The 24,482-nt window shown below is 68.6% G+C and carries 27 protein-coding genes and 1 pseudogene; 14 read left to right on the top strand and 14 right to left on the bottom strand.

Annotated elements, in window-relative coordinates; genetic code table 11:
* The first annotated feature begins 123 nt into the window (after positions 1-123).
* From madL to FB600_RS16905, 4 genes are all read left to right on the top strand, one after another.
* A complete protein-coding gene (madL, locus tag FB600_RS16920; RefSeq protein ID WP_145757113.1) occupies positions 124-507 on the top strand; it encodes a malonate transporter subunit MadL in 384 nt (127 codons plus the stop codon).
* A 12-nt stretch (positions 508-519) separates the two neighbouring features.
* Complete coding sequence (madM, locus tag FB600_RS16915) at positions 520-1,287, top strand: malonate transporter subunit MadM (RefSeq protein ID WP_013691178.1); 768 nt, start codon at positions 520-522, stop codon at positions 1,285-1,287.
* A gap of 104 nt (positions 1,288-1,391) precedes the next feature.
* Entirely contained in the window at positions 1,392-1,877 is a 486-nt protein-coding gene (locus FB600_RS16910; RefSeq protein WP_096751683.1) for a hypothetical protein, read from the top strand.
* A gap of 494 nt (positions 1,878-2,371) precedes the next feature.
* The gene (locus FB600_RS16905) at positions 2,372-3,427 is read left to right on the top strand and encodes a helix-turn-helix domain-containing protein (protein ID WP_013691180.1); all 1,056 of its coding nucleotides are present in this window, start codon (positions 2,372-2,374) and stop codon (positions 3,425-3,427) included.
* Between the two features lie 109 nt (positions 3,428-3,536).
* Here FB600_RS16905 and FB600_RS16900 read toward each other — a convergent pair whose 3' ends face one another.
* The 3 genes from FB600_RS16900 to FB600_RS16890 all read right to left on the bottom strand — a co-directional run bounded on the left by FB600_RS16900 (position 3,537) and on the right by FB600_RS16890 (position 6,191).
* Positions 3,537-4,550 (bottom strand): hypothetical protein, encoded by a 1,014-nt coding sequence (locus tag FB600_RS16900; RefSeq protein ID WP_098182126.1) that lies wholly within the window; start codon positions 4,548-4,550, stop codon positions 3,537-3,539.
* 109 nt (positions 4,551-4,659) lie between these two features.
* Positions 4,660-5,478: a hypothetical protein gene (locus FB600_RS16895; protein ID WP_036055551.1), complete on the bottom strand. Its 819-nt coding sequence runs from the start codon at positions 5,476-5,478 to the stop codon at positions 4,660-4,662.
* Between the two features lie 125 nt (positions 5,479-5,603).
* On the bottom strand, positions 5,604-6,191 hold the full coding sequence (locus FB600_RS16890; protein WP_013691183.1) for a tetratricopeptide repeat protein: 588 nt from the start codon (positions 6,189-6,191) through the stop codon (positions 5,604-5,606).
* A 546-nt stretch (positions 6,192-6,737) separates the two neighbouring features.
* Here FB600_RS16890 and FB600_RS16885 point away from each other — a divergent pair.
* Both FB600_RS16885 and FB600_RS16880 read left to right on the top strand, forming a co-directional pair.
* Entirely contained in the window at positions 6,738-7,610 is an 873-nt protein-coding gene (locus FB600_RS16885) for a hypothetical protein (protein ID WP_096752897.1), read from the top strand.
* A 158-nt stretch (positions 7,611-7,768) separates the two neighbouring features.
* Positions 7,769-9,148, top strand: coding sequence for an MFS transporter (locus FB600_RS16880; protein WP_145757112.1), 1,380 nt, complete (start codon positions 7,769-7,771; stop codon positions 9,146-9,148).
* 39 nt (positions 9,149-9,187) lie between these two features.
* Here the strand turns inward: FB600_RS16880 and FB600_RS16875 are convergent, their stop codons facing one another.
* The 7 genes from FB600_RS16875 to FB600_RS16845 are packed head-to-tail and all read right to left on the bottom strand — an operon-like array spanning position 9,188 to position 13,954.
* Positions 9,188-9,553 (bottom strand): M20/M25/M40 family metallo-hydrolase, encoded by a 366-nt coding sequence (locus FB600_RS16875; RefSeq protein WP_145757111.1) that lies wholly within the window; start codon positions 9,551-9,553, stop codon positions 9,188-9,190.
* Positions 9,550-9,957 (bottom strand): RidA family protein, encoded by a 408-nt coding sequence (locus FB600_RS16870; protein WP_025100665.1) that lies wholly within the window; start codon positions 9,955-9,957, stop codon positions 9,550-9,552. The genes FB600_RS16875 and FB600_RS16870 overlap by 4 nt, the downstream gene beginning before the upstream one ends.
* Positions 9,958-10,002: 45 nt before the next feature.
* Positions 10,003-10,731, bottom strand: coding sequence for an amino acid ABC transporter ATP-binding protein (locus FB600_RS16865; RefSeq protein ID WP_096751686.1), 729 nt, complete (start codon positions 10,729-10,731; stop codon positions 10,003-10,005).
* A 19-nt stretch (positions 10,732-10,750) separates the two neighbouring features.
* Positions 10,751-11,716 carry an agmatinase gene (locus tag FB600_RS16860; RefSeq protein ID WP_013691189.1) on the bottom strand — a complete coding sequence of 322 codons (966 nt, stop codon included), beginning with the start codon at positions 11,714-11,716 and terminating at the stop codon, positions 10,751-10,753.
* Between the two features lie 55 nt (positions 11,717-11,771).
* Entirely contained in the window at positions 11,772-12,434 is a 663-nt protein-coding gene (locus tag FB600_RS16855; RefSeq protein WP_145757110.1) for an amino acid ABC transporter permease, read from the bottom strand.
* On the bottom strand, positions 12,424-13,095 hold the full coding sequence (locus tag FB600_RS16850) for an amino acid ABC transporter permease (protein WP_025100661.1): 672 nt from the start codon (positions 13,093-13,095) through the stop codon (positions 12,424-12,426). Before FB600_RS16850 ends, FB600_RS16855 begins: the two co-directional genes overlap by 11 nt.
* A 10-nt stretch (positions 13,096-13,105) precedes the next feature.
* On the bottom strand, positions 13,106-13,954 hold the full coding sequence (locus tag FB600_RS16845) for a transporter substrate-binding domain-containing protein (RefSeq protein ID WP_098182130.1): 849 nt from the start codon (positions 13,952-13,954) through the stop codon (positions 13,106-13,108).
* Positions 13,955-14,078: 124 nt separating this feature from the next.
* Here FB600_RS16845 and FB600_RS16840 point away from each other — a divergent pair, with 124 nt between their 5' ends.
* A complete protein-coding gene (locus FB600_RS16840; protein ID WP_145757109.1) occupies positions 14,079-14,966 on the top strand; it encodes a LysR family transcriptional regulator in 888 nt (295 codons plus the stop codon).
* Between the two features lie 58 nt (positions 14,967-15,024).
* Here the strand turns inward: FB600_RS16840 and FB600_RS16835 are convergent, their stop codons facing one another.
* Positions 15,025-16,266, bottom strand: coding sequence for an NAD(P)/FAD-dependent oxidoreductase (locus FB600_RS16835; RefSeq protein ID WP_096751689.1), 1,242 nt, complete (start codon positions 16,264-16,266; stop codon positions 15,025-15,027).
* Positions 16,267-16,581: 315 nt separating this feature from the next.
* Positions 16,582-17,358, bottom strand: coding sequence for an HAD family hydrolase (locus FB600_RS16830; RefSeq protein ID WP_261383407.1), 777 nt, complete (start codon positions 17,356-17,358; stop codon positions 16,582-16,584).
* Between the two features lie 318 nt (positions 17,359-17,676).
* Here FB600_RS16830 and FB600_RS16825 point away from each other — a divergent pair, with 318 nt between their 5' ends.
* The 5 genes from FB600_RS16825 (at position 17,677) to FB600_RS16805 (ending at position 22,304) form a co-directional block, all read left to right on the top strand.
* A complete protein-coding gene (locus FB600_RS16825) occupies positions 17,677-18,150 on the top strand; it encodes a hypothetical protein (RefSeq protein WP_025100656.1) in 474 nt (157 codons plus the stop codon).
* 13 nt (positions 18,151-18,163) lie between these two features.
* Positions 18,164-19,048 (top strand): sel1 repeat family protein, encoded by an 885-nt coding sequence (locus FB600_RS16820; protein WP_145757108.1) that lies wholly within the window; start codon positions 18,164-18,166, stop codon positions 19,046-19,048.
* A 308-nt stretch (positions 19,049-19,356) separates the two neighbouring features.
* Positions 19,357-20,208 (top strand): alpha/beta fold hydrolase, encoded by an 852-nt coding sequence (locus FB600_RS16815; protein ID WP_145757107.1) that lies wholly within the window; start codon positions 19,357-19,359, stop codon positions 20,206-20,208.
* A gap of 130 nt (positions 20,209-20,338) precedes the next feature.
* Positions 20,339-21,025 (top strand): response regulator transcription factor, encoded by a 687-nt coding sequence (locus FB600_RS16810; RefSeq protein ID WP_025100653.1) that lies wholly within the window; start codon positions 20,339-20,341, stop codon positions 21,023-21,025.
* Entirely contained in the window at positions 21,012-22,304 is a 1,293-nt protein-coding gene (locus FB600_RS16805; protein ID WP_145757106.1) for a sensor histidine kinase, read from the top strand. The genes FB600_RS16810 and FB600_RS16805 overlap by 14 nt, the downstream gene beginning before the upstream one ends.
* A 46-nt stretch (positions 22,305-22,350) precedes the next feature.
* Here the strand turns inward: FB600_RS16805 and FB600_RS16800 are convergent.
* A pseudogene (locus FB600_RS16800) lies at positions 22,351-22,839 on the bottom strand (Fe2+-dependent dioxygenase); the annotation flags it as partial.
* Positions 22,840-22,976: 137 nt separating this feature from the next.
* On the opposite strand from FB600_RS16800, the gene FB600_RS16795 reads away from it, so the two are divergent.
* Together FB600_RS16795 and FB600_RS16790 are read left to right on the top strand one after the other, a co-directional pair.
* The gene (locus tag FB600_RS16795) at positions 22,977-23,204 is read left to right on the top strand and encodes a hypothetical protein (protein ID WP_096751693.1); all 228 of its coding nucleotides are present in this window, start codon (positions 22,977-22,979) and stop codon (positions 23,202-23,204) included.
* Positions 23,205-23,243: 39 nt separating this feature from the next.
* Positions 23,244-23,591: an HrpB1 family type III secretion system apparatus protein gene (locus tag FB600_RS16790; protein WP_098153049.1), complete on the top strand. Its 348-nt coding sequence runs from the start codon at positions 23,244-23,246 to the stop codon at positions 23,589-23,591.
* Positions 23,592-23,634: 43 nt separating this feature from the next.
* On the opposite strand, the gene FB600_RS16785 is transcribed toward FB600_RS16790, so the two are convergent.
* Positions 23,635-24,369 carry a helix-turn-helix transcriptional regulator gene (locus FB600_RS16785; RefSeq protein ID WP_098153050.1) on the bottom strand — a complete coding sequence of 245 codons (735 nt, stop codon included), beginning with the start codon at positions 24,367-24,369 and terminating at the stop codon, positions 23,635-23,637.
* Between the last annotated feature and the right edge of the window lie 113 nt (positions 24,370-24,482).

Raw genomic sequence — 24,482 nt, 5'->3', positions numbered from 1 at the left:
TTTCGGCCGGACTAGACTGTCCACACCGGATACCCGGTCAACATCCCCCGAGAACGCCGGCGCATCGACGCCGGCACCGGGCGGCGGCCCCGGCCGCCGATTCCTATCAGACAGGAGACATGCATGATCATCTACGGAACCGCCCTGCTCGCGTTCTGCCATCTCGCCGGCCTGTTCCTCGGCGACCTGCTGGGCGCCGCGATCGGCGTCAAGACCAATGTCGGCGGCGTCGGCATCGCGATGCTGCTGCTCATCGCGCTGCGCATCTGGCTGCACCGGCGCGGCTGGCTGCCCAAGGAGTCCGAGGCCGGCGTGACCTTCTGGGGCGCCATGTACATCCCGGTGGTGGTGGCGATGGCGGCCAACCAGAACGTGGTGGCGGCGCTCAAGGGCGGCCCGGTGGCGCTGCTGGCCGCGCTCGGCGCGGTGGCGATCTGCGCCTGCTGCATCGCGGTGCTCTCGCGCCTGGGCAACGACGACTCGGCAATCGTGCCGGCCAAGCAATAAGCGGAGGCCGGGATGCTTGCCATGCTCGAGAAAGTTCTCTCGCACAACGGCCTGGTGGCCGCCTTCGCGCTGGTCGGGATCGTGATGTGGATCTCGATGATGCTGTCGAAGACGCTCACGCGCGGCCGCGTGCACGGCTCCGCCTTCGCGATCCTGATCGGCCTCGCGCTGGCCTGGGTGGGCGGCACGCTCACCCACGGCGAGAAGGGCATCGCCGACGTGCCGCTGTTCGCCGGCATCGGCGTGATGGGCGGCGCGATGCTGCGCGACTTCGCGATCGTCGCCACCGCCTTCGAGGTGCAGGCCAGCGAGGCGCGCCGCGCCGGCATGATCGGCGTGGTCTCGCTGCTGCTGGGCACGGTGCTGCCCTTCATCGTCGGCGCGCTGGTGGCGCGTGCCTTCGGTTATACCGACGCGGTCAGCATGACCACCATCGGCGCGGGCGCCGTCACCTACATCGTCGGCCCGGTGACGGGCGCGGCGATCGGCGCGAGCTCCGACGTGATCGCGCTGAGCATCGCCACCGGGCTGGTCAAGGCCATCATCGTGATGGTCGGCACGCCGCTCGCGGCCGGCTTCCTCGGCCTGCGCACGCCGCGCTCGGCGATGATCTTCGGCGGCCTGGCCGGCACCGTGAGCGGCGTGACGGCCGGGCTGGCCGCCACCGATCGGCGGCTGGTGCCCTACGGCGCGCTGATCTCGACCTTCCACACCGGCGTCGGCTGCCTGCTCGGGCCCTCGGTGCTGTTCTTCGCCACCCGGGCCATCGTCGGCGGTTGAACGAGGCGGGCGCGGCCAGCGGCACCTCGGTGCCGCGCCGGCCGCGCCCGCGTCCACCTCGTCCCTGCCCGCGAGCCTGCCCTTCCTTGCACCGGCACCGCGTCATGCGCCATCCCATCCCCCTCCAAGGCCCGCTGCCCGAACACGAGCGGCGCGCGCTGCAACTCAGGCATCATCTCGCCCTCGCCAGGCTGCTCGACCGCTGCCACGACCCGGTGCCGCTCGGGGTGCTGGCCAACGTGATCCGGCTCGCACAGGCGCTGCGCGGCATCGCCTCGATGCCCTCGCTCGCCGCCTGCTGCCGGCGCGCCGACCTCGCCCTGCAACGCAGCTTCGCGCGCGGCGCGCCCTACCGGCTCGACCGGGCCGCGCGAGATGCGCTGGAGCCGCTGCTCGCGCTGCACGACGCGCAACTGGCCGCCGTCACGGTCGGCGCCTACCTCGGCGCGTGGCGTGACATGCGTGAGGCGCAATCGGTCATTCCGTATTCTCAATCGCCAAACCTCGACACGCCGATCGACACTCGTGCGCGACACCTTAATCGGCGATTCGATTTGATATCCACCACCTTAAATGGGCGGCGCAATTAATATCCGAAATTCGGAGTCAAATGGATACCGATCGGTATCATCGTTGTCGCGATACGACGGTCCGGCATTCGACTTGCCAATTCGATTGAAAAACACCTGAAAAACAATGCGATTGCCTGACCGGCACTCGTTCGCATTTGCCACACAATTTCCGGACCGAATTCGACGACTCATTCGCCTGCGCCCGGAATCCCGGCCCAGGCGCAGGCTGGGCAGGCATTTCCCGCCACCTTCCCGGATCCTTGGCCCGGTCGATATAAGAAAAATCTCACCTGCCCGATAAGCCGACTGTGTACCATTCAAAAAGATACACACCAGATACACAACCATAAGCCGGCGCAATTCCAGGTGAATCGCGCGATCCCGGCCGACCGCATTGGCGTCCCTATTTTTCCGGCGAGGCAGTACCGCGTGGGCCGGACGGATTTCCCTTTGGGGGGTGAAATCCGGCGCCAGCATTTCGATAATAAGCAACGGGTGATAACAAGATCACGATGAGCACGACTTCCGAAGGTTTGAGCTATCGGTTCTCGACAGCCTATGCGCCGGCGCGCGAGCGTTTCGACGCCTGGCGCGCCGACACCGGTGCGCTATTCGACATCGGCATGCTCGAGGACGAGCATGTCCCCTACGATTCGCAGTTCGATTTCACGCTGCTCGACCAGATCATGTTCGGCGGCCGCCAGTGGCTGCATCCCGAGCACCGCGTCGAGCACGCGATGAGCCGTTCCGCGCAGCGGATCCGCTCGGACGGGCTCGACGGCTACTACCTGCAGCTGCAGATCAGCGAGACGCTGTCCGGCTCGGCCGGCCGCGACCCGGTGCTGATCGGCCCCGGCGACATGTGCGTGCTCGACCTGGCCACGCCCTTCGACCTCAAGGTCAGCACCGGCGACACGATCTGCATGGTGATCCCGCGCGACCTGCTGCCGGCTGGCGCGGCGGCGCTGCACGGCCGCTCGCTGTCGCATGGCATGGGCTCGATGCTGGCCGACTACCTGCGCTCGCTGCGCCGGAACATGTCGGTGGTCTCGGCCGGGGAGATGCCCTATGCGGTGCAGGCCACCAAGAACATGCTGCTGGCCTGCCTGGCGCCGACGCTCGACACGCTCAAGCAGGCCGAGACCGAGCTCGACGCGATGTTCGTGAACCGCGTGCGCGACTACATCGAGCAGCACCTGCTCTCGCCCGACCTGAGCCCGGACCGCATCTGCAAGGCGATGGGCATCTCGCGCTCGAAGCTCTACCGGCTGTTCGAGCCGACCGGCGGCGTGGCGCGGCTGATCCAGCACAAGCGCCTGCATCGCGCGCGCAACCTGCTGATCGACCCGACCGCGAAACGCATGCGGATCTCCGAGGTGGCGTGGCGGCACGGCTTCGTCAACGAGAAGCACTTCAGCCGCCTGTTCAAGGAGAAGTTCGGCTGCACGCCGAGCGAGGTGGCCGCGCGCGAATTCCGCCGCGAATCCGAGTACGCGCATGCCTCGCCGGAGCAGTCGGCTGCGTCGACCAACTTCAGCGACTGGATGCGCTCCTTCGTGTCGCTGTAGGCCGGGGCAGGCCGACGCGGCGCGGCCATGAAGCCAGGACGCCACGAAAAAAAGCGCGGCAGTCGAAGGACGGCCGCGCTTTTTGCGTTGCGTGCGACGGCTCGCGCGCTCAGTTCTGGATCAGCGGATTGAGCGTGGTGCAGAGGAAGCCCGTGCAGTTCGCCGGCTTGAAGTAGAACGAACTAACTGCCGTGCCGAAGGCGAAATCGCCGAAATAGGCATTGCCCTGCGCGCCCAGCGTGTTCGACTGCGTGACGAAGCCGCTGTTGGTGGTCTGCACGGCCGCGCTCTGGTACGTGAAGGTCGGCGATTGCGTCTGGTCCTTCACGTAGACCGTGGCCGAGGCGCTGCCGAACACCTGCGTGCCCTTGGCGCGGAAACCGCGCGCGCCCTCGCTGTTGGCCTGCGTGACGAAGTCCGCGGCCGATGCGCTCGGCGCCACCGCCTCGTAGGTGTAGGTCGCGTTCGAGGCGTTGTTCTTCATGTACAGCGTCACCTCGGTCGAATCGAGGAACAGCGGCGAGACCTGCCAGTAACCCGATTGCCCCTGCCCGTTGGCCTGCGTGACGAAGTCGGCCGGGCTGGCGACCGCCGGCGCGAGCTGATAGCTGTAGGTCGCCGACGTGCCGTCGCTGCGATAGAGGTTGCCGAATCCCAGCTCGCCCTCGTAGCGGAAGCCGCGCGCGCCTTCGGCGTTCGCCTGCGAGAGGAAGGCCGTCTGGCCCGATTGCGCGGTCTGCAGCTCGTAGGTATAGACCGCGCCCGCACCATCGTTGACGAAGACCGAGCGGATCGTGCCGTCGCCCGAGAACGACAAATCGCCGAGATAGTGGAAGCCCTTGGCGCCCTCGCCATTGACCAGCGTGAGGAAGCTCGCGCCGTCGGCGGCCGTCGCGATCGCCTCGAAGCGCGGCGTGAGCGTGCTGCCGGTTCCGCTGGTGCCGCTGGTTCCGCCGCTGGTGCCACTCGTGCCGCCACTGGTGCCGCTGGTCGAACCGCCGCCGCCCGACGAGGAGCCGGCGGAGCTGGAGGAACCCGCCGAAGCGGACGAGACATCGTCGTCCCCGCCGCAGGCGGTCAGGGCGAGACAGGCGAGCGCGATCAGCGCGGCGGCTTTTTTCATGGCGACCTCGGGAAGCGAATCAAAGGGAAGACGACGCGAAGGGCGCGGCCCGCCTGACAAGGCGCGGGCCGCGCGGCGGCCGGCCGGCCGCCGCGTCGAAGCAGCTTGCTTAGTTGACCTTCAGCGTACCGCCGCGGCCCAGGCCGCCGCTGACGTCCTGCGCCTTGTAGCTGCGCAGTGCCACCACCATCTTGTTCCAGGCGTCGATGAAGGCGACCACGGTGGCCTTGCCTTCCGGCGTCGACGAGAAACCGCCGAGCGCGCCGCCCACGCCACCGCCGAAGCCGCCCAGCGCGGTGCCCCAGTTGGTGGCCGTCGAGCTACCTTCGGCCGCCGCGATCTGCACCGCCGAGCGCACGTCGAACAGCGTGAGCGTGACCACCGACGCCTTGCTCTTGAGGCTGCCGGCCAGCGCCGAGATCGCGCCGTTGCCGATCAGCCCGCCGATCGCGCCGCCGATGCCGCCGATCGCCGAATCGTTGACCACGATGGTCGGCTCCATGTAGTAGTCGGCCGCCACGCGCTGGCCCTTCTGCTGCTTCGAGCCGGCGCGGTATTCGCCGGAGCTGCGCTGCAACGCGGTGATGCGCTGCAGGCGCGCGTCGGTCTTCTGGTTGCCGACCGAGGTGATCACGAAGCAGTTCGATTGCTGGACCGCCAGGCGCAGCAGCGGATCGATGCTGGTGACCTTGGTGGCGCTGCCGAACGGGCCGAACCAGTCCGCGTTGCGGCCGTCGTCGACGGCGATCGTGCCGAGCGGCTGCGCGCAGTGCTCGAGCTTGGTGTCGGCGCCCGCGCTGGCCGCGCCGCCGGCGGCGCCGCTCACGCCGATGTCCTGGCCGCCCGGCGTCACCATGCCGCCGCACGCGGCGAGCGAGGAGACGATGGCGGCGGCCGCCGCGATCCTGGTGATGGGATAGGTTTTCATATCGTTGTCGAATCAAGTGAGACGATGTTACGGCTTACACGTCGGTGCGAACCTAGATAAGCCCCCCGGCATGGTTCGCGAAAGGATCGGTCTCCCCGTCGCGGCCCCCCATGCTTCGGAATTCGTCAGTACCAGTACCAGGTGGTCTGTTGCCAGGTGCCGTAGTACGGATAGCCCGAATTCCAATAGCCGTAATAGACGTCACGCCAGCGCGTGCGCCACTTGAAATCTTCCTCATCGGCCTTCTTCGCTTCGCGGGCCTGCTGCAGCAGCTTTTCCGATTCCTTGTCGCCGCGGCCCGCCGCGATCGACAGCCACTTCTCCGCTTCGCGCGGGTCCGAGCCCATCTCCTCGAGGCCGAACAGGTAGTAGACGCCGAGCGCCTTCTGCGCGCGCAGGTCGCCGCGCTCGGCGGCGCTGCGCATCCAGTTGAGCGCCTGGTAGCTGTCCTGGCGCACGCCGTCGCCGCGGAAATAACGCAGACCGAGATCGTAGGCGGCCTTCGGCTGCGCCTTGGCGCTCTCCTTGAGCGCCGCGATGCGAGGGTCCTCGCGATCGTTCACGCCGTCCTTGAATTCCGTGGTGACCTGGTTCTTCGGGCGATCGGAACAGCCCTGGCCGTCGCAGATACGGACCATGTCGCTGGGCTGGGGCTGCGCGCAGGCAGCCAGCAACAGCAAGGACAGCGACGGCACCAACAGACGGCACTTCATGATTCCCCCGGCTCGAATCGAATCGCATCGACTGCCGGTTTCCGACGCCCGCCCCCAAGGGCGGTGAAGCGCTCACGCGCCTCGCGGCGCGTGAGCCAAACGTTTCAACTTCGGCAGGCATGCGGCCCGCGGTTTCTCTCTATGCCGGAACGTCTCGCCCGCCAGCCTGGTTCTCATGATGTTTCGGCTCGCGAGCGCCGGCCTTCCGTGCCGGATTGGGCGAGCCATCGACAGACGATCCCCCCAAGGGATTCCACGCGATTCGCCGCCATCGGGGGCGACGATAAATTTATGAGATTTCAGCGCGAGCCGTGTCTTTCCGGCTGTTCGTGAAGACGAATCCTAAGTTCTCCAGCGGGAAAAACGAGTGCCTCGCCGTCCACGATTGGTTACTTTCCGTCTCATCGGAAGTTCGACAGGAACTTTGTCGGTGTGAACCCTGCCCCGTTTCGGGGCATCATGGCCTCGCCCGCGGCCGGCCGCGGGCGCCAAAATCGTCCTTTCCCGGAGACCCGCAACATGCTGCATGCCCCTCAGGCAACCTTCATGGCGCCGACATTCGCGCGCGCATCCCGTCGTGGCCTGGCGGCCATCATGCTTGCGTGCGCATCCATCTTGTCGGCGATGGCGCCAGCGGCAATGGCTCAAACGCCGAGCACCGCTTCCGAGGTGACCGGCGCCTCGCTGGTGCCGCTCGCGGTGCTGCCGCCCTCGCCCGAGCACGGCGCGCCGGCCGAGTTCTGCGCGCATTACCGCGAGCCTGCCGATGCGCTGTCGGCCGCCGGCCGCGAGGTCGAGAAGCTAGGCTGGTTCGTGATGTCCGAGGCACCGCTCGGCCGTTATCGCGCGGTGTCGTTCGCGAGCGGCTTCGAGCCCGGCACCAGCGCGATCTGCACGCCGCGCAACGCCAACATCGGCATCTTCGACGGCACGCGCCTGATCGCGCTCGCCTACACGGCGCGCAAGGCCGACTGGCATCTGGGCAGGCTCACGTCCTTGGAGACAGGCGGGCTGCTGATCGGCGAGGGGCAAGGCGTCGGCGGCCCGGTCGCCGAATTGCATCAACAGGACGAGGGGCTGCGCCTGACCGCGGTGGCCGCCTCGCGATCGTTCTGCCAAGGCCGCGCCCGCGTGCCCAACGTGTTCGACAAGTCGATCGCCGAGGCGCGCAAGATCCTCATCGCGCAGGGCTGGAGGCCGATGCGCGCAAGGCGAGGCGACCCGCTCCACGACGTGGCGGCCGATCTCGCCAGGCACGGCGTGATCGAGGTGAACGACTGTTCGGGCACCGGGGTGGGTTATTGCGGCTACTCCTACGACAATGCCGCCGGCGTGCTGTCGGTGGTGACCGTCGGCGGCGATCCCGATCCGCGCAATGACGACGTGGTCAGTGCCACCGTCGCCTGCACGGAGAAATGAGGAACCCCGAACGCATTCGGCAGCGCCTCCGGACCGGCCACCAAGGCCGGGGCATAGAAGCCGTCGCGTCTCCGTAAGCTTGCTCTGGCAAACTGCAAGCGCTCGGCACAAGGATCCGCCGCGCTCACGTTTTCGTTATCGACCTCCGCTCTCCCGACATGACGCGTTCTGTTTCCCGATCGGCCCTGCTATGGATCGTGGCCGGTGGTTTCTTCATGCAGGCGCTCGACACCACCATCGTCAATACCGCCCTGCCCTCGATCGCGCATGCCTTCGGCGAGAACACGCTGTCGATGCGTTCGGTCGTGGTGGCCTACACGCTGACCATGGCGATGCTCACGCCCGCCTCGGGCTGGCTGGCCGACCGCTACGGCACGCGCTCGGTCTATTTCGCGGCGATCCTGGTGTTCGCGATCGGCTCGCTGGCCTGCGCCGGCTCGCATACCTCGACGCAACTGGTGGTGGCGCGCGTGGTGCAGGGCGTGGGCGGCTCGATGCTGCTGCCGATCGGCCGGCTCGCGGTGCTGCGCAGCGTGCCCGGCGAAGCCTACGTGGGCGCGCTGGCCTTCATCTCGATCGCCGGCCAGGTCGGGCCGATCGTCGGCCCCACGCTCGGCGGCTGGTTCGCGCAGGCGCTGTCGTGGCGCTGGATCTTCTTCGTCAACGTGCCGATCGCGGCGCTCGGCCTGCTCGCGGTGCAGCGCCACCTGCCCGCCGACCGGCTCGACGAGCGGCAGCCCTTCGACCTGATCGGCTGCACCCTGCTGTCGCTGGCGATGCTCGGCAGCTCGCTGGCACTCGACATGCCGGGCGCCGCCTCGCACGTGGGCTGGATCGTGCTGGCCGCGCTCGGTTCGGCGCTCGCGGTGCTGGCCTATGTCGCGCACGCGCGCCGCCGCGAACAGCCGCTGTTCCGGCTCGGCCTGTTCGAGCGCCGCTTCAGCGTCGGCCTGATCGGCAACCTGGTGTGCCGGATCGGCAGCAGCGCGGTGCCCTTCCTGCTGCCGCTGCAGATGCAGCTCGGCTTCGGCTACTCGCCGCTGCACGCGGGGCTGGTGATGCTGCCGGCCGCCGTCGCCGGCGTGATCACCAAGCGCATGATCGCGCCGCTGGTCAGGCGCTACGGCTACGTGCCCTTCCTGAAGGTCAACACGCTGGTGGTGGGCGTCTCGATCCTCGGCTTCGCCACGCTCTCGCCGCACACGCCGCTGCTGCTCGACCTCGCGCTGATGGCCTCGTTCGGCGGCGCCACCTCGATGCAGTTCGCGGCCATGAACAGCGTCACCCTCAAGGATCTGTCCCACCGCGACGCGAGCAGCGGCAACAGCCTGTTCTCGATGGTGCAGATGCTGGCCACCGGCCTGGGCGTGTCGATCGGCGGCGGCTTCGCCAGCCTGCTGAGCGCGCACGGCAGCTCGACCTTGTTCGGCATCCAGATGAGTTTCCTGCTGGTCGGCGCGATCACGGTGCTGTCGACCTTCGTGTTCGGCAAGCTGGAGAGCCAGCCCGCCGTCGCCGGCACGCGCGGCAGCCACTGAACGGAAAGTCGCGTCGGGCGGGCCACCGCGCGGCTCGCCTCAGCCGGGCGCGCGGCAGTGCTCGGTGAAGCGCGCCAGGAAGCCCTTCATGTCCGAACTGCCGCGCCCATACAGGCGGCCGTCGCGCTCCACCAGCTCGAACGGATCGCTGCTCCAGGGCTGGCCCGCCACCGGCACCACGTCGGCATGGCCGGACAGGCACAGGCCGCCGCGATCGCGCGGGCCGATGCTGGCGTAGAGATTGGCGCGCGTGCCGTCGGCGTGCGGCACCAGCCGCGATTCGACGCCGTATCCGCGCAGGTAGTCGGCCACGAAGCCGATCAGGTCGAGGTTGGGCTGGCGGCTGATCGAGCGGAACGCCACCAGCCGCGCCAGCAGCTCGACCGGATCGCGCGGCGCGTTCATGGCTTGACGGCGATCACGTCGATCTCGACCAGCCATTCCGGGCGCGCCAGGGCGGTCACGGTCAGTCCTGTCGAGACCGCGTGCACGCCCTTCAGCCAGCGCCCGATCACGCGATAGACGGCCTCGCGATAGCGCACGTCGGTCAGGTAGACGGTGATCTTGCAGATGTCCTCGAGCTTGCTGCCGGCTTCCTCCAGCAGCATCTGGACATTCGCCATCGCGCGCTCGGCCTGGGCCGCGGCGTCGCCGATGCCGACCGATTGCGAAGTGTCGAGATCCTGGCCGATCTGGCCGCGCAGGAAGACCATCTTGCCGGCCACCACGCCTTGCGCGAGGTCGTTGTCGAGCGACTGCTCGGGATAGGTGTGCTTGGTGTTGAACGGGCGGATGCGGATATGTTCCATGGGGAATCAGGCGGTGGCTGGGTTGGGAAAAGCGGCGAGGCCGCCTCAATGCGTGAGGATGCGGGACAGGAACAGGCGCGCGCGCTCGGAGCGCGGCGCCTCGAAGAAAGCGTCGGCGGCGGCATCCTCGACGATCGCGCCGCGCTCCATGAAGATCACGCGATCGGCCACGCGCCGCGCGAAGCCCATCTCGTGCGTGACCACCATCATCGTCATGCCCTCGCGGGCCAGGTCGGTCATCACCTCGAGCACTTCGTTGACCATCTCGGGGTCGAGCGCCGAGGTCGGCTCGTCGAACAGCATCGCGGCCGGGTCCATCGCCAGCGCGCGCACGATCGCCACGCGCTGCTGCTGGCCGCCCGACAGCGCCGCCGGATACTTGCCGGCCTGCGCGCGCAAGCCGACGCGATCGAGCAGCGCGAGCGCGCGCGCCTCGGCTTCGTCGCGGCGCCGGCCCAGCACCTTGCGCTGGGCGAGCACGATGTTGTCGAGCACGCTCATGTGCGGGAACAGCTCGAAGTGCTGGAACACCATGCCGATGCGCGCGCGCAGCGCCGACAGGCGCGTGCCGGCCGCGCCCACGCTGATGCCGCCGACCACCACCTGCCCGGACTGGAACGGCTCCAGCCCGTTCACGCACTTGATCAGCGTGCTCTTGCCCGAGCCCGACGGCCCGCAGACCACCACCACCTCGCCCTTGGCGACGCTGGCGGTGCAGGCATCGAGCACCTGGAACGCGCCATAGTGCTTGCCGAGCTGCCGGATCTCGATCATCGAAGCCTCCCTCGCGCGCTCAGCGCTTGCCGTCGAAATAACCGGCGCGGATCGCGCTGCCGATCAGGTTCAGGATCAGGCGGCCGGCGGTGATGCAGGAGATCTGGTTGACGTCCTTCTCGGGCTGGATCTCGACGATGTCCATGCCGACCACGCGGCCCTTCCTCACCAGGCCGTGGATCAGCTTGCGCGCCTGCAGGAAGGTCACGCCGCCCGGCGCCGGGCCGGCCACGGCCGGCATCACCGAAGGGTCGAGCCCGTCGGCGTCGATCGTCAGGTAGTAGTTGCCGTTGTCGGGAATGCGCGCCAGCACGGCATCCATGCCGACGTCGTGCAGCTCGTAGGCGCTCACCAGCTCCGAGCCGTAGGCCTGCGCCGCGCGAAGTTCCTCGGGCCGCGCACTGCCCTGCGCGCGCAGGCCGATCTGCACGATCTTCGCCACGTGCTTCATCTCCGAGGCGCGGCGGATCGGGCTCGACAGGCCCTCGCGCACGCCGTTCACCTCGTCGCGCCAGTCCAGGTGCGCATCGACATGCACGAGGGTGATCGGCCCCAGCGTATCGAAGGCGCGCAGCACCGGCGTGGTGATGCCGTGGTCGCCGCCCATCACGATCGGCAGCGCGCCGGCCGCGAGGATCTTGCGCACCGCGGCCTCGACGCGCTGGTAGTGGCTGCCCGGCGCGGCCAGGTCGGCGATCACGTCGCCGCAGTCGACGAAGCGGATGTCGTCGCGCTCCTGCAGCAGCGGGCCGTCGATGTCGAAGTCGTAATGGCCGGGCGAGCGCACCACGCGGTCGGTGGCCTGGCGGATCGCGGCCGGCGCGTTGGTCTGGTCGTTGGTGAAGTCGGAGGCCGAATAGGCCGCGCCATAGGGCATGCCGAGCACGGCGATGTCGGCCTCCAGATGGTCCAGGTCGAGTGCCAGTTCCGAGTACAGCAGGGTCTTGTGGCCGGTGCGCGGCGCGACCGTCAGGGCTTGCGTCATTTTCAGTATTCCTCTTTATGTGGATGATGCGATGAGCGCTTCGTCGGGAATGGAATCAGGCGTGGCGGTAGCGCGTCGCGGCGCGCTCGGCCCACTGCCCGGCGATGTCGAGCAGCACGCTGCACGACCAGTAGATCAGCGCCGTGGTGCCGAGCACCTCGACGTAGGCGAAGGTATCGGCGGTCAGCAGGTTGCTCTGGTAGGTCATCTCGGCCAGGCTCATCACCGAGAAGATCGAGCTGTCCTTGAACATCATGATGGTCAGGCTGGTGGTGGCCGGCGCGAGGAAGCCGAAGATCTGCGGCAGCACCACGTGGCGCTGCACCTGGAAGGCGTTCAGCCCCAGCGAGCGCGCGGCCTGCACCTGCCCGCGCGACAGGCTCGCCAGCGCGGCGCGCAGAATCTCGCAGAAGTAGCCGCCGGTATAGAAGGCGGTGGCGGCCACGCCGATCGCGAAGGCGGGCACCCGCAAGCCGAGCTTGGGCAGGCCGAAGAAGCTCAGGTACACCAGGATCAGGAAGGGCACGTTGCGCACGATCTCGACATAGGCGAGCGAGAGCGCGCGCAGCAGGCGCGAGGGCATCGCGCGGCAATAGGCGGCCAGCGTGCCGGCCGCGATGCCCAGCGGAATGCCGAGCACGCAGACCTGGGCCGTCACCTTCAGCCCTTCGAGCAGCGGCCCGATCGAGGCGGTGACGATGGAGACGTCAATGGACATGGGACAGCCTGCGTTCGAGCCCGCGCGAGGCGGAAGAGACCAGGAACAGGATCGCGAAGTAGACCGCCGCCGCCGCGCTGAACACCTGCAGCGGCTGATTGGTCTGCAAGGTGGCATCGCGCGCCACCGTCGCGAGGTCGTGCACGGCGATGATCGACAGCAGCGAGGAGGCCTTCAGCAGCATGGTGAACTCGCTGGTCAGCGGCGGGATCGAGCGCAGGAACAACTGCGGGAACACGATGTGGCGCCACACCTGCACCGGGGACATGCCGAGCGCGCGAGCCGCCGGGATCTGACCGCGGCCCAGCGAATGCAGCGCGCCGCGCAGGATCTCCGAGATGTAGGCGGCGGTGTTGAGCGCCAGCGCGAGGATCCCGGCCTGCAGGGGCGAGAGCGTGATGTCCAGCAGCGCGGGCAGCACGTAGTAGGCGACCAGCATCTGGATCAGCGCCGGCACGCCGCGGATCAGGCTCACGTAGGCGAGCACGCAGGCCGCCGCCACGCGCCCGCCGTGCTGGCGCGCGAGCAGCAGCAGCGCGCCGAGCACGATGCCGATCGCGAACGCGGCCACGCTCGCGATCACCGTGGTGGCCGCGCCGGCCGCCACGTCGTGCAGGAACGGCCCGAGCATGGCGCCGTCGAGGAAGGATGCCGATGCCATCGCGCGCGCCTCAGACCGCGCCTTCGGGCAGGTAGCCGCTGGTCGGCAGGTTCATGGTGTAGCCGAACCACTTCTTCTGCAGTTGGGCCAGTTGCCCGTTCTTCTCCAGCTCGCTCAGCGAGGCGTTGATGAAGTCGCGGATCTCCTTGTCCTGCGGATTGGCGACCCAGGCCAGCATCTTCGGCTCGCCGATCTTGCCGACCACGCGGAACTGCCCCGGCTCCTTCTTCATCAGCACCGCGACGATGTTCGACGGCATGATGCCGATGTCGAGCGTCTTGTTCTGCAGCGCCACCATCACGTCCGGATAGGCCTGGAACAGCTTGATGTCGGCATAGCCGGCGCCCTTCGCCTTCAACTGCGTATCGAAGGCCTGCGCGATCGGCTGCGAGGACGAGCCCATCTGGGTGCCGACGATCTTGCCGCCCGCGTCCTCGGGCTTGCCGACCGCCGTGTCGCCCGCGCGCACCACCAGCACCGTGTCGACCACGCCCACCGGCTGCGAGAAGGCGAAGCGGCGCGCGCGCTCCGGATTGATGCCCACGCTGGTGGCGACGAAATCGAACTTGTGCGTCATCAGGCCCGGCAGCAGGCCCTGGAACGGCAGGTTCATCTGGTTCAGCTTCACGCCGAGCTTGCCCGCCATGTAGTCGAGGATGTCGTGGCCGTAGCCGGTCACCTTGCCGTTCTCGACGAATTCGAAAGGTTCATAGGCTGCCTCGGTGCCCACCGTCAGCACGCCGCGCTTGCGGATGTCGGCCAGCGTGCCGCCCTCCGCGAAGGCGATCGACGGCGCGGCCAGCGCGAGCGTGGCGCTGCCCGTCAGGGCAAGGAATTGACGTCGGTTCAGCGGTCTCATGGCGGTGCTTCCTGGTAGCGGTGGGGGGTGGTTGAAGGCCAATGTAGACACGCCAAATAGTTTTGGAAATTCATTTTTTTATTGATATGGTTTCGGAAACCGAAACTTTCGCGGGGCGCGATCGATGAAGAAAATGGACCTCGACGAGCGCGACCTGCGCTCGTTGCGCGTGTTCTGCGCGGCCGCGCAGGCCAGCGGTTTCGCCGCGGCCGAGCGCGTGCTGGCGATGTCCAAGGCCTCGATCAGCCGGCACATCAACGAGGTGGAGGCGCGCCTGGGCATCAAGCTCTGCGAGCGCGGGCCGGGCGGCTTTCAATTGACCGAGGGCGGCGAGGTGGCGCTGCGCGTGGCCTCGGAAGCGCTGGAGGCGCTGGAGCGCATCAAGCCCGAGGTGGACGCGGTGCGCGGCGTGCTGTCGGGGCCGCTGCAGCTGGGGATGTCGGAGCACGTGCTGAGCCACGAGGGCTGTCGCGTGCCGCAGGCGCTGGCCGAGCTGCACCGGATCGCGCCGCTGGTGCGCCCCTCGCTGTCGGTGATGACCTATCGCGATCTCAGCGCCGCGCTGGTCGAGCGCCGCGTGCAGGTCGCGATCCGCGGCGCCTACAAGCGCGCGGCCGGGTTTCGCCACTATCCGCTGTTCGAGGAAACCCATCGCGTGTTCTACCGGCCCGACGTGGCGGGCGAGTTGCGCGCGGCCGGCGATACTCGGCGGCTACCGCTGGTCTATCGCTCGCATCCGTTCGTGGAGGACGCGCTGTCGAGCCAGGGGTTCGCGCAGGGCCCGGAAGTGGTCGGCCTGGAGGCCGTGGCGATGATGGTGGCCACCGGCCATTGCGTCGGGCTGCTGCCCGAGCATCTGGTGGCGCGGCTCGCGCCGCGCTACCACTTCGAGGTGCTGCCCGATTCGCCGGCCTATTCGGTGTCGTTCTGCGTGATCGTCGAGGAGGCGCGGCCGGTCACGCGCAGCGTCGAGGCGTTCCTGAATCTGCTGCTGGAAACGCATCGGCCTTGAAAGGATTCTTGAAGGGCGGCACGGCCTTGCACCGTGCCGCCGCGCGGTGGCGTGCCGCTCAGGCGCTCGCCACCGGCATGCGCGCCTGCAGCGGTACCGAGAGATCCTCGAGCTGCTCGCGCGTGAGCGTGACGTCGGCGGCCAGCAGCGCGCGGCCCTGCACGTAGTCCTTGGTGGCGTTCACGGCGTCGAGCGCGATCAGGCGGCCGCCGCGCAGATAGAGCACCAGGAACGATCGCGCGGCCAGGTCGCCACGCACCGCCACCTCGTCGTAGCCGTCGGGAATCCCGGCCATCTGGATGCGCAGGTCGTACTGGGTCGACCAGAACCAGGGCACGCCCGGCTTCGGCGAGGGCTTGCCGGTGATCGAGGCGGCCACGATCTGCGCGTGTTCGAGCGCGCTCGGCACGCTCTCGATGCGCAGCGCGGCGCCGGCCACCAGCGGATGCGCGCGACGCGCGCAATCGCCGATCGCGTAGACGTCGGGCAGCGTGGTGCGGCACTGCTCGTCGACATCGACGCCGTTGCCGCCCTGCGCGCCCGCCTCCAGCAGCAGTTGCGCGCTCGGCACGATGCCGATGCCGGCGATCACCAGGTCGGCCGCGATCGAACGGCCGTCGGCCAGCTCGACCGCGCTGACGCGCCCGTCCCGCCCCTTCAGCGCGGCGACCTGCGCGCCCGTGACGATCTCCACGCCGCGCGCGCGATGCTCGCCCTCGATGAAGGCCGACAACGGCTCGCCGGCCACGCGCGCGAGCAGGCGGTCCTGCGCTTCCACCACGGTCACGCGCACGCCGCCGAGCTTGGTCAGCGAAGCCGCCGCCTCCAGGCCGACGTAGCCGCCGCCGACGATCACCACCTGCTCGCGCCCGGCCAGGTCGGCCTTCAGTGCATCGATATCGTGCTTGGCGCGGATCACGTGCACGCCCGCCAGCGTTGCGCCTTCGCAGGCGAGCCGGCGCGGCGTGCCGCCAGCGGCCCACACCAGCTTGCCGTATTGCAGCGTGGCGCCATCGGCCAGGCGCACGCGATGCGCCTCGGGCTCGATCGCCTCGACGCGATGCGCGAGCCGCACCTCGATGCCGCGCTCGAGCCAGGCCTCGGCAGTGCGAAAGCGAATCTGCTCGCCGCCGCGATCGCCGGTGAAATAGTCCTTGGTCAGCGGCGGACGTTCGTAAGGCAGCTCGGTTTCGTCGGACAACAGCATCACGCTGCCTTCGAAACCAGCCTTGCGCAGCTCCATCGCACAATTGGCGCCGGCATGTCCGGCACCGACGATCAATACATCCACTACGTCCATCTGGCGTTCCTCTATTTTGTTATCCGGTCGATGCCGCGCGGGCGGCGCCGGAATGGGCCGGCGGCGTTTGAAACGCGCCGTCGCGTGCAGGGGCGGCCCGCGCGATCGCGAGCCCTGGAGAATCGGCGTCCGTGAGTATCGCCGTTCATTGCGCGCGCGGCAACGCCCAGGCCGATGATTTCGCGCCGTGCCCTGGTCGGCCGATCGACTCCGCGGGCTCGACGTCCGGCCATCCCGGCGCATGCGGTCTTCTCGGCTATCGCAGGCTGGTCCGCCGTCAGCAGCGAGGCCTGCCGGGCGCCGCGAGCCAGCAGATCAAGCCTGGCGATCGATCGCCAGGCCCAGCGCCGCCGCCAGTTCCTTCGCACTCCGCACCACCTGCGCTTCGCGCGGATAGGCGCGCGCATCGCTCGCGGCATCGAGCCAGACCAGCACGCGCATGCCGGCGGCCACGCCCGCCTGCGCGCCGAGCGGGCTGTCCTCGACCACCACCGCCTCGGCGGCGCTCACGCCGAGCCGCGCGGCGGCAAGCCGATAGCCGTCGGGAGCGGGCTTGCCGGCCGCCACGTCGTGCGCGCTGATCGATACCGTCAGCCAGGCATCCAGGCCGAGCGCGCCGATGCCGGCATCGAGCGTGCCGCGCCCCGCGTTCGACACCACGGCCTGGCGCAAGCCCGCGCGCTGGGCGGCATGGCACAGCGCGAGCGCGCCCTCGCGTGCGCGCAAGGTTCCGAGGCTCGCGGCGAAGGTATCGGCGCGCAGTTGCGACCACCGCGCGAAATCGAATGCCTGCCCGTAGCGCTCGACGCAGAAGCGGTAGGCATCGCGCCCGGTCATGCCGACGGTCAGCGCATGCAGCGCCTCGTCGGCCTGCACGCCGAAGTGATGCAAGGCAGCCGCCAGCGAGGCGAAATGCAGCGGCTCGCTATCGGCGAGCGTGCCGTCCATGTCCCAGAGGATCGCTCGGCAAGCGGCCTCGGAAGAGGATCGGTCGAGCTTGCCGCTCGCGTCGGCGGCATGGAACGAATTGCCGGTGTCGGTGGAATCGGGGGCGGGCATGAGAGCAGCGGAATTGAATACGGAATCGGCCATGAAGGCCTCGATTGTAAATCGGAGCAGGCTTCACTCCGCACCGGCGCGATACGAATCCCGCATCGATCGCGTTCATCATCGATGCTGGGCGACGCAATCATTTTGTCGCTCGCATAAGGCACGCGCAGCGCCTATTGTGCTGAGACCGATGCGCATGTCCGGCCATCCGGCGACGCATGCGAAATGATCGCGATCAGGGCTCGCGAATTCATCGCGACGTCATCGAGGCTTCGTTACCGTAGTCGCCGACATCGCGTCGCGCGCCTCGGCATCGGTGCGATGTCCGTTCGACATTCCATTCCTGAGGGGGAATCCAGATTGAAAAAAATCCTGATCGGCCTGGCACTGGCCGCCGCTTCGATGTCCGCTTCCCTGACCGCCTCGGCGGCTGATCTCTGCCAGGGCGGCTCGCTGCTCACCGGCACCGTGTTGAGCGCGCCCGTGTTCGTGTCGGGCTCGCAGCGCCAGGGCATCTATCTCTCGCACACACACGTGAACCTGCGCGGCACCGACGGCCGGACCTACGACGTGGCGATGGACAACGTGTTCGCGAACGGCTACCGCCGCAACCAGAAGAGCGTGCCCGATCCGCTGACGCAGATCCGCGTCGGCGACCAGCTCGAGCTGTGCGGCCAGCTCTATACCGGCGGCGACGTCGGCATCCACTGGGTGCACACCAACTGCGGCGACACGCCGACGCCCGACGAGCCGAACGGCTGGGTCAAGGATCTCTCGCAGCCGGCGCTCGGCAACAACCTCGAGAGCAACGAAACCTACTGCTATCTCTGGTAAGCAGGCCGCCGCCATGAGCACACGACGAGCACGCCGCCTGGGAACGCCGGCGATCATGCTGGCGGCGCTCGCGCTGGTGCTCGCCTGGTGCTTCGCGCGCGGCGGCAAGCCGGTGGGAAGTCCGGCGCCGGTCAGCGCGCCGGTGGTCTCGAAGCTCGGGAGCACCGGCGCCTCGAGCTTCTCGAATCCCGAGGCGCCGGCCGGGCGCGCCGCCGTCGACGACGCGGGCACGCAACTGGTGGGCAGCAGCGGGCGCCTGGTCGATCTCGGCGGCAAGACCGTCGCGCAATATGTCGACCAGTACGCGGGCGCGGCCCGGCGCGGCGACGCCGATGCGGCCTGGCATGTGTACCTGGCCGAATCGGTCTGCGCCGAGGCGGCCACGCGGCAGCCGGCAGGCGACGCGGCTGCATCGGACTCCCGAGCATCGGCGAGCCGCGAGGCGCGGCTTTGCGCGAACGTCAGCGCCGCGCAGGTCGGCGAACGCCTGCAGTTCCTGGCCCAGGCTGCCCGCGCCGGGCGCGGCGACGCGCAAGTCGACTACTTCATCGAAGGGCCGTTCGGCCAGGGCAGCGCCGCGCTCGGCGACAACCCCGACGACCCGCGCGTGCGGCAATGGCGCGGCGAGGCACGCGAGCACCTGCGGGATGCCGCCGGCAACTGCGATCCGCTGGCCGCCGGGCTGCTGGCCAGCGCCTATGGCAGCGGTCAGTTCGGCGCGCAGGATCCAGCGACCTCGATCGCCTATGCCCTGCTCGCCGCGTCGGCCGGCAACGGCAAGTGGCCGCGCGAGCGGCTCGCGGCGCGTTTCGGCGCCACGCTGTCGGCGGCCGATTTCGCCGCCGCCTACGACCAGGGCATGCAGCAGGCCCGGCAGGCCTGCCCGAAAGCCGGTTGATCGCTGTCAGCCTTCAAAAACCTTTCAATAAGTCAAGCCAGCGTCCGTGCCAGCGTCGCGAAACGTGCACACGCGGCGAAACGCCCCTTGCATTCCCTAATTACTACAAATTCAAACAACAATCTCGCCTTCCGTTGCGAGGGTGATCCCGCATCGCAACAACATCAATAATCCAAATAAAAACAATCACTTATTATTTATCAGACGGAATTGGATGCTGCACCCACGTCGTTGTCGTTTTTTCACACAGACGCGACATATCAGGGAAATCCATTATCATGACGCCCGTAACTCCACCAAGAACGATCGTGAACCCCGTCGCCTCTCTCGCCGCACCCGTTTCGCTGGACCTGCCCGGTCCCGGCCCCATCATCAAGATGCCCTACGTCCAGACGGGCGAAGGCGATCTCGTCGTGTTCGTGCACGGCTCGCTCTGCGACTTCCGCTTCTGGCAGCCGCAACTGTCGGGCCTCGCCCCGCAGTTCGCCTGCCTCGCGCCGAGCCTCACGCACTACTGGCCGGCCGAGCCCTCCGAGGTGCTGCCCACCTTCAGCTGGAGCACCCACGCCGACCAGCTCGGCGCCTTCGTGCGCCAGCTCGGCGCCGGCCCGGTGCACCTGGTCGGGCATTCGCGCGGCGGCTGCGTGGCCTTCTACATGGCGCATCGCTACCCGGAACTGGTGCGCTCGCTGACGCTGTGCGATCCGGGCGGCTCGCTGAGCGGCGTGCCGAACCTGGCCGCGCCCACCGCCTCGCTGGAAACCAAGCGCCTGCGCACGCGCGCCGTGACGCTGATCGCCAATGGCGAGGTGGCCGCCGGCCTGGAGCTGTTCGTCGATTCCGTGAGCCGTCCCGGCACCTGGCAGAAGAGCACGCCGGGCTTCCGCACCATGGCCACCGACAACGCCCGCACCCTGTCGATGCAGTTGCGCGACCCGCTGCCGGCCTACTCGGCCGAGCTGGCCGGCGGCATCGCCTGCCCGACCCTGCTGATCGACGGCGAGAAGAGCCCGGCGATGTTCCGCGAGAACGTCGGCGCGCTGGCCAACTGGATCCCGAAGGCCTCGCGCGTGACCATCGAAGGTGCCTCGCACGGCATGAACCTCGCGCGCCCGAGCGCCTTCAACCGCCACCTGACGGCATTTCTCAAGGGCGCCTAAGCATCGCCCGGCCAGCGGCGCGGCGAGATTCCCGCGCCGCCGGCTTTCAACTTCCCCAGCACCGCGCGCAAGCGCCTGCCGCGCGATAGAATCGGCGACGATTCCCGTTCGCGCCTTCGCGGCACCGCCCATGCGTATCCTCGTCATCGAAGACGATCCCGACATCCTCGCCAATATCTCCGGCCATCTCGGCAATCGCGGCTACATCGTCGATTGCGCGTTCGACGGCCAGCAGGGTTATGCGCTCGCCACCGCGCACGAATTCGACCTGATCGTGCTCGACCTGATGCTGCCCAGGCTCGACGGCTACAGCCTGTGCCGCAAGCTGCGCGAGGAGGCGCGGCTGGAAACGCCGCTCATCATGGTGACCGCGCGCGACACGCTCGACGATCGCCTGCAGGGCTTCGACGCCGGTGCCGACGACTACCTCGTCAAGCCCTTCGCGCTGGCCGAGCTGGCCGCGCGCGTCAAGGCGCTGCTGCATCGCTCGCGCCGCCCGGCCGCGCGCACGCTGCAGGTGGCCGACCTGGTCTACGACACCGAAACGCGCGCGCTGACGCGCGCCGGCGACACGCTGCGGCTGCCGCCCGCGCCGCTCAAGCTGCTGCAGATCCTGATGCAGGCGAGCCCCGCCGTGGTCCATCGCGCGCGGCTGGAGGAAGCGCTGTGGCTCGATTCGCCGCCCGACAGCGACAGCCTGCGCACCCACGTCCACCTGATCCGCCAGGTGATCGACAAGCCCTACGCGGTGCCGCTGCTGCGCACCGTGCACGGCATCGGCTACCAGTTGCAGGACCCGCAGCGTGCGCAAGCCTAGGCGCACGCTGGCGCGCCAGCTGCTGCTCACCTACGTGCTGCTCGCGGCGGTGGTGGGCACCCTGCTCTCGCTCGCCTCGCTGTGGACCATCGACACGCTGGAAGTGCACCTGCAGCGCATCGACATGGGCATGGCCGTCAAGCGGATCCGCGACGAATACCTGAGCGGCCGCGACGTGGGCCGCGAGGACCGCTTCTTCCACGGCGCGCCCGGCAGCGACGCGTTTCCGCCCTGGCTGCGCGCGCTGCCGCTCGGCTTCAGCAAGATCGAGCACGAGGGCCGCGAATGGCATGCGATGGTCGACGACCATGACCAGGTGCGCTACCTGCTGCTGCGCGACTACACCGAGTTCGAGCAGCGCCAGCAGCATTCGCACTGGATCGCGGTGGCCAGCATGGCCGGCGCGCTGATCCTCGCCTTCCTGCTGGGCGGCGTCACCACGCGGCGCTTCGTCGGGCCGCTGCTGCGGCTGGCCGCGCAGGTCGGCGAGCGCCCCGCGCTGCCGCCGCAGACGCGCCTCGCGCACGAATACCCCGACAACGAGATCGGCCAGTTGGCGGCCGCCTTCGACGAGACCTACAACCAGCTCGAGGCGGCCCTGCAGCGCGAACGGCTGTTTACGGCCGACGTCGGCCACGAGCTGCGCACGCCGCTGATGGTGATCTCGAGCTCGGCCGAGCTGCTGCTCGACGATCCGGCGCTGGACGAGGCGCAGCGCGCGCGCCTGCAGCGCATGCAGGGCGCGGCCCGGGAAATCGACCAACAACTGGCGGCCTATCTGATGCTCTCGCGCGGCGCCGGCGACACGCACGGCTTCGCGCATGCCGAGACGATCGGCGTGGCGCGCGACGAGACGCAGCGCTGGCAGGCGCGCGCCGCGCAACGCGGCTTCGCGCTGGAACTGGCGATCGACGAGCCGGAGGTGCTGGCCGCGCCGCCGCGTTATCCGTCCGCACTGCTGCGTATCGTGCTGTCGAACCTGATCCGCAATGCCCTGCAGCATGCGGGCGGCGGCACGCGGATCCGCGTGCGCGCCACCGCGCGCTCGCTGGAAGTCGAGGACGACGGCCCAGGCATCGCGCCCGAGGCGCAGGCGGCCGTGTTCGCCCCCTTCGTGCAGGGCACCAACGCCGGCGCCGACAATCTCGGCCTCGGCCTGTCGCTGGTGCAGCGGATCTGCCAGCACCAGGGCTGGCGCGTGACGCTAGATTCGGCGCCGGGGCGAGGCTGCCGGTTCCGCATCGACCTGCGCGACGAGCCCGCCGCGCCGAGCGCCTAGAACCACGCCTGACGGCGCGTGCGAGGTCCGGTGCCCCGCCCGCGGCTCAGCTATCGGCCCACATCCGCAGCAGGTTGTGATAACTGCCCGTCAGTTGTGGCAGCGAGGCCTCGTCGGCGCCCTGCTGCGTGAGCCGCTGGATCGCCACGTCCATCTCCAGCAGCAGGCTGCGCTGCGCATCCTCGCGCACCAGGCTCTCGACCCAGAAGAACGAGGCGAGCCGCTCGCCGCGCGTGACGGGCGCCACGCGATGCAGGCTCGAACCCGGGTAGAGCACCAGGTTGCCGGCCGCGAGCTTGACGGCATGCTCGCCGAAGGTGTCGCGCACCACCAGCTCGCCGCCCTCGCAGCTGTCGGGCTCGCTCAGGAACAGCGTGGCCGACAGATCGGTGCGCACGCGCTCGCGCGATTCGCGGATGTCGCGCACGGCATTGTCGACCTGGAAGCCGAAGGCCTCGCCGCCCGCGTAGCAGTTGAACAGCGGCGGATAGATCTTCCTGGGCAGCGCGGCCGACATGAACACGGCATGCCGCGCGCGGCATGCGGGCAGACTTCATCCGGCTTTCAGGCGGCTATCGGTTTCGGCTCGCGGGCCGCGCATTCGCCCGCGGCGGGGACCGGCGCGGCCCGCTCGGCTGTAATGGCCTGGCCTGTCTATCCCAGGGAGGAATCATGGCAACCGCAATCAGCGGCAAGATCGATATCTCGGCACTGGCCTCGGCCATCGAGGAAAAGAAGGGCGGCGGCGCGCTGCCCAAGGACGCCGGCATGCAGGCGCTCGGCGCCCTGATGCAGGGCCTGGGCAAGGGCATCGCGGAAAAGGGCAGCCCGCTGCCCAGGGACGCCTCGCTGGCCGACCTGTTCTCGAAGATGCCTCCGGGCTCGTTCCACAAGGCCTGAGCAGGCCATTCGAGCCGCCGTGCGCGGCTCCTTCCCGACATGACCGATCCCAGCACGATCCACGACGCCTGGCAGGCGGCGCGCCAGCAAGGGCGCGAGGCCGAAGCCGAGGCGCTGCTGCAGCAATTGCACGCCGAGGCGCCGGCCTCGCGCGAATCGCTGACGCTGAGGCTGTGCGCCTGCATCGAGCGCGGCGACTACCTCGACGCGCTGCACCTCGCGAGCAGCGCCGAAGGCGAGCGCTTTCCGGAACTGAAGGCGCTCGCGCTCTACTTCCTCGACGATCCGCTCTGGCGCGGCATCGCCCAGGGCCTCGCCGACGACGCGAATCCCCACGTCGCCATGGCGATGCGCAAGCTGCTGGAGGAGGCGCCGGCCGGCGCCTGAAGACAGGCCGCCGGCGCATGCCGGCGGCAAGATGCGACCGCGCTCAGGCGGTACCGAGCATCCACTTCGCGAAGCCGTGGCGCCCGCTCAGGTTGAGCTTGATTCCGGCGCGCCGGAAGTAGGTGGCGGCGGTGCTCTCGCGCACGCTGAGCTGGCGTGCGATCGCGGGCAGGGTATTGCCCAGCAGGTGGGCGAGACAGACTTCGTACTCGCGGCTCGACAGCGTCACGCCGAGCCGGCTCAATCGCTCGTCGAAGCTGCGCTGCACCTGGGCGGTCTGGCTCTCGACCGGAGCCGCCGGCGCGGCCTCGCGCTTGGGCTTCTGGGTCTTCTTGCGTGCATGGTGGCCGACCGCCGGCAGGATCGCGTCGGACAACTGCTTGAGCGCGGACAGCTCCTGCAGCGTGAAATCCAGCGAACGCCGCGACGAGCGATACAGGGAGATCACATGCCGGCGGTTCTCCTCGTGATAGAGCAGGATGCACTGGCACACCCTGTCGCCGGAATCCTCGGCCTCGCCCGGCACGGCCCGCGGCCTCAGGTGAATCAGTTGGGAATCCTCCGCATTGACGATCTTGCCGAAGATCGACGAATCGGGCGCCTCGTCACGCCCCATGCTCACGCTCCTGCCGATGCCGTTCAGATTGTTGTCCGCGCCCCAGCTGCCGAGGCGCTGCACCGCTGTTACCGTCTTGTTCCTGTCGTCGAGAATCCAGTTGCTTGCCTCGGTCACGTCGACCGGCACGTAGTCATTGATCAGGCTGTGGATCCCTGCCATGAAGTTTTCGGTCCCGCTATCGGTGATCACCTGCCCAATCTTTGCAAAAAAATTGTCCACTTCTCACGCTCCTCGGAAACTGCATCAACGCACCCGCTTTTTTGACTTGTCCC

This window comes from Burkholderia sp. SJZ089 (assembly GCF_007828315.1).
GTDB classification, from domain to species: Bacteria; Pseudomonadota; Gammaproteobacteria; order Burkholderiales; family Burkholderiaceae; genus Burkholderia; species Burkholderia gladioli.
Note: the sequence above shows the minus strand (reverse complement) of the source record. Positions and strands in the feature narration are given on the sequence as shown.

Excerpts from the sequence above, each read along its gene's own strand:
- FB600_RS16820 (WP_145757108.1), top strand. The coding sequence starts at position 18,164 with ATGAGCACACGACGAGCACGCCGCCTGGGAACGCCGGCGATCATGCTG.
- FB600_RS16890 (WP_013691183.1), bottom strand. The coding sequence starts at position 6,191 with ATGAAGTGCCGTCTGTTGGTGCCGTCGCTGTCCTTGCTGTTGCTGGCT.
- FB600_RS16850 (WP_025100661.1), bottom strand. The coding sequence starts at position 13,095 with ATGGCATCGGCATCCTTCCTCGACGGCGCCATGCTCGGGCCGTTCCTG.
- FB600_RS16835 (WP_096751689.1), bottom strand. The coding sequence starts at position 16,266 with ATGGACGTAGTGGATGTATTGATCGTCGGTGCCGGACATGCCGGCGCC.
- FB600_RS16840 (WP_145757109.1), top strand. The coding sequence starts at position 14,079 with ATGAAGAAAATGGACCTCGACGAGCGCGACCTGCGCTCGTTGCGCGTG.
- FB600_RS16845 (WP_098182130.1), bottom strand. The coding sequence starts at position 13,954 with ATGAGACCGCTGAACCGACGTCAATTCCTTGCCCTGACGGGCAGCGCC.
- FB600_RS16795 (WP_096751693.1), top strand. The coding sequence starts at position 22,977 with ATGGCAACCGCAATCAGCGGCAAGATCGATATCTCGGCACTGGCCTCG.
- FB600_RS16895 (WP_036055551.1), bottom strand. The coding sequence starts at position 5,478 with ATGAAAACCTATCCCATCACCAGGATCGCGGCGGCCGCCGCCATCGTC.
- FB600_RS16790 (WP_098153049.1), top strand. The coding sequence starts at position 23,244 with ATGACCGATCCCAGCACGATCCACGACGCCTGGCAGGCGGCGCGCCAG.
- FB600_RS16900 (WP_098182126.1), bottom strand. The coding sequence starts at position 4,550 with ATGAAAAAAGCCGCCGCGCTGATCGCGCTCGCCTGTCTCGCCCTGACC.
- FB600_RS16870 (WP_025100665.1), bottom strand. The coding sequence starts at position 9,957 with ATGGAACATATCCGCATCCGCCCGTTCAACACCAAGCACACCTATCCC.
- FB600_RS16785 (WP_098153050.1), bottom strand. The coding sequence starts at position 24,369 with ATGGCAGGGATCCACAGCCTGATCAATGACTACGTGCCGGTCGACGTG.
- madL (WP_145757113.1), top strand. The coding sequence starts at position 124 with ATGATCATCTACGGAACCGCCCTGCTCGCGTTCTGCCATCTCGCCGGC.
- madM (WP_013691178.1), top strand. The coding sequence starts at position 520 with ATGCTTGCCATGCTCGAGAAAGTTCTCTCGCACAACGGCCTGGTGGCC.
- FB600_RS16865 (WP_096751686.1), bottom strand. The coding sequence starts at position 10,731 with ATGATCGAGATCCGGCAGCTCGGCAAGCACTATGGCGCGTTCCAGGTG.
- FB600_RS16830 (WP_261383407.1), bottom strand. The coding sequence starts at position 17,358 with ATGGCCGATTCCGTATTCAATTCCGCTGCTCTCATGCCCGCCCCCGAT.
- FB600_RS16860 (WP_013691189.1), bottom strand. The coding sequence starts at position 11,716 with ATGACGCAAGCCCTGACGGTCGCGCCGCGCACCGGCCACAAGACCCTG.
- FB600_RS16810 (WP_025100653.1), top strand. The coding sequence starts at position 20,339 with ATGCGTATCCTCGTCATCGAAGACGATCCCGACATCCTCGCCAATATC.
- FB600_RS16875 (WP_145757111.1), bottom strand. The coding sequence starts at position 9,553 with ATGAACGCGCCGCGCGATCCGGTCGAGCTGCTGGCGCGGCTGGTGGCG.
- FB600_RS16855 (WP_145757110.1), bottom strand. The coding sequence starts at position 12,434 with ATGTCCATTGACGTCTCCATCGTCACCGCCTCGATCGGGCCGCTGCTC.
- FB600_RS16880 (WP_145757112.1), top strand. The coding sequence starts at position 7,769 with ATGACGCGTTCTGTTTCCCGATCGGCCCTGCTATGGATCGTGGCCGGT.
- FB600_RS16910 (WP_096751683.1), top strand. The coding sequence starts at position 1,392 with ATGCGCCATCCCATCCCCCTCCAAGGCCCGCTGCCCGAACACGAGCGG.
- FB600_RS16905 (WP_013691180.1), top strand. The coding sequence starts at position 2,372 with ATGAGCACGACTTCCGAAGGTTTGAGCTATCGGTTCTCGACAGCCTAT.
- FB600_RS16885 (WP_096752897.1), top strand. The coding sequence starts at position 6,738 with ATGGCGCCGACATTCGCGCGCGCATCCCGTCGTGGCCTGGCGGCCATC.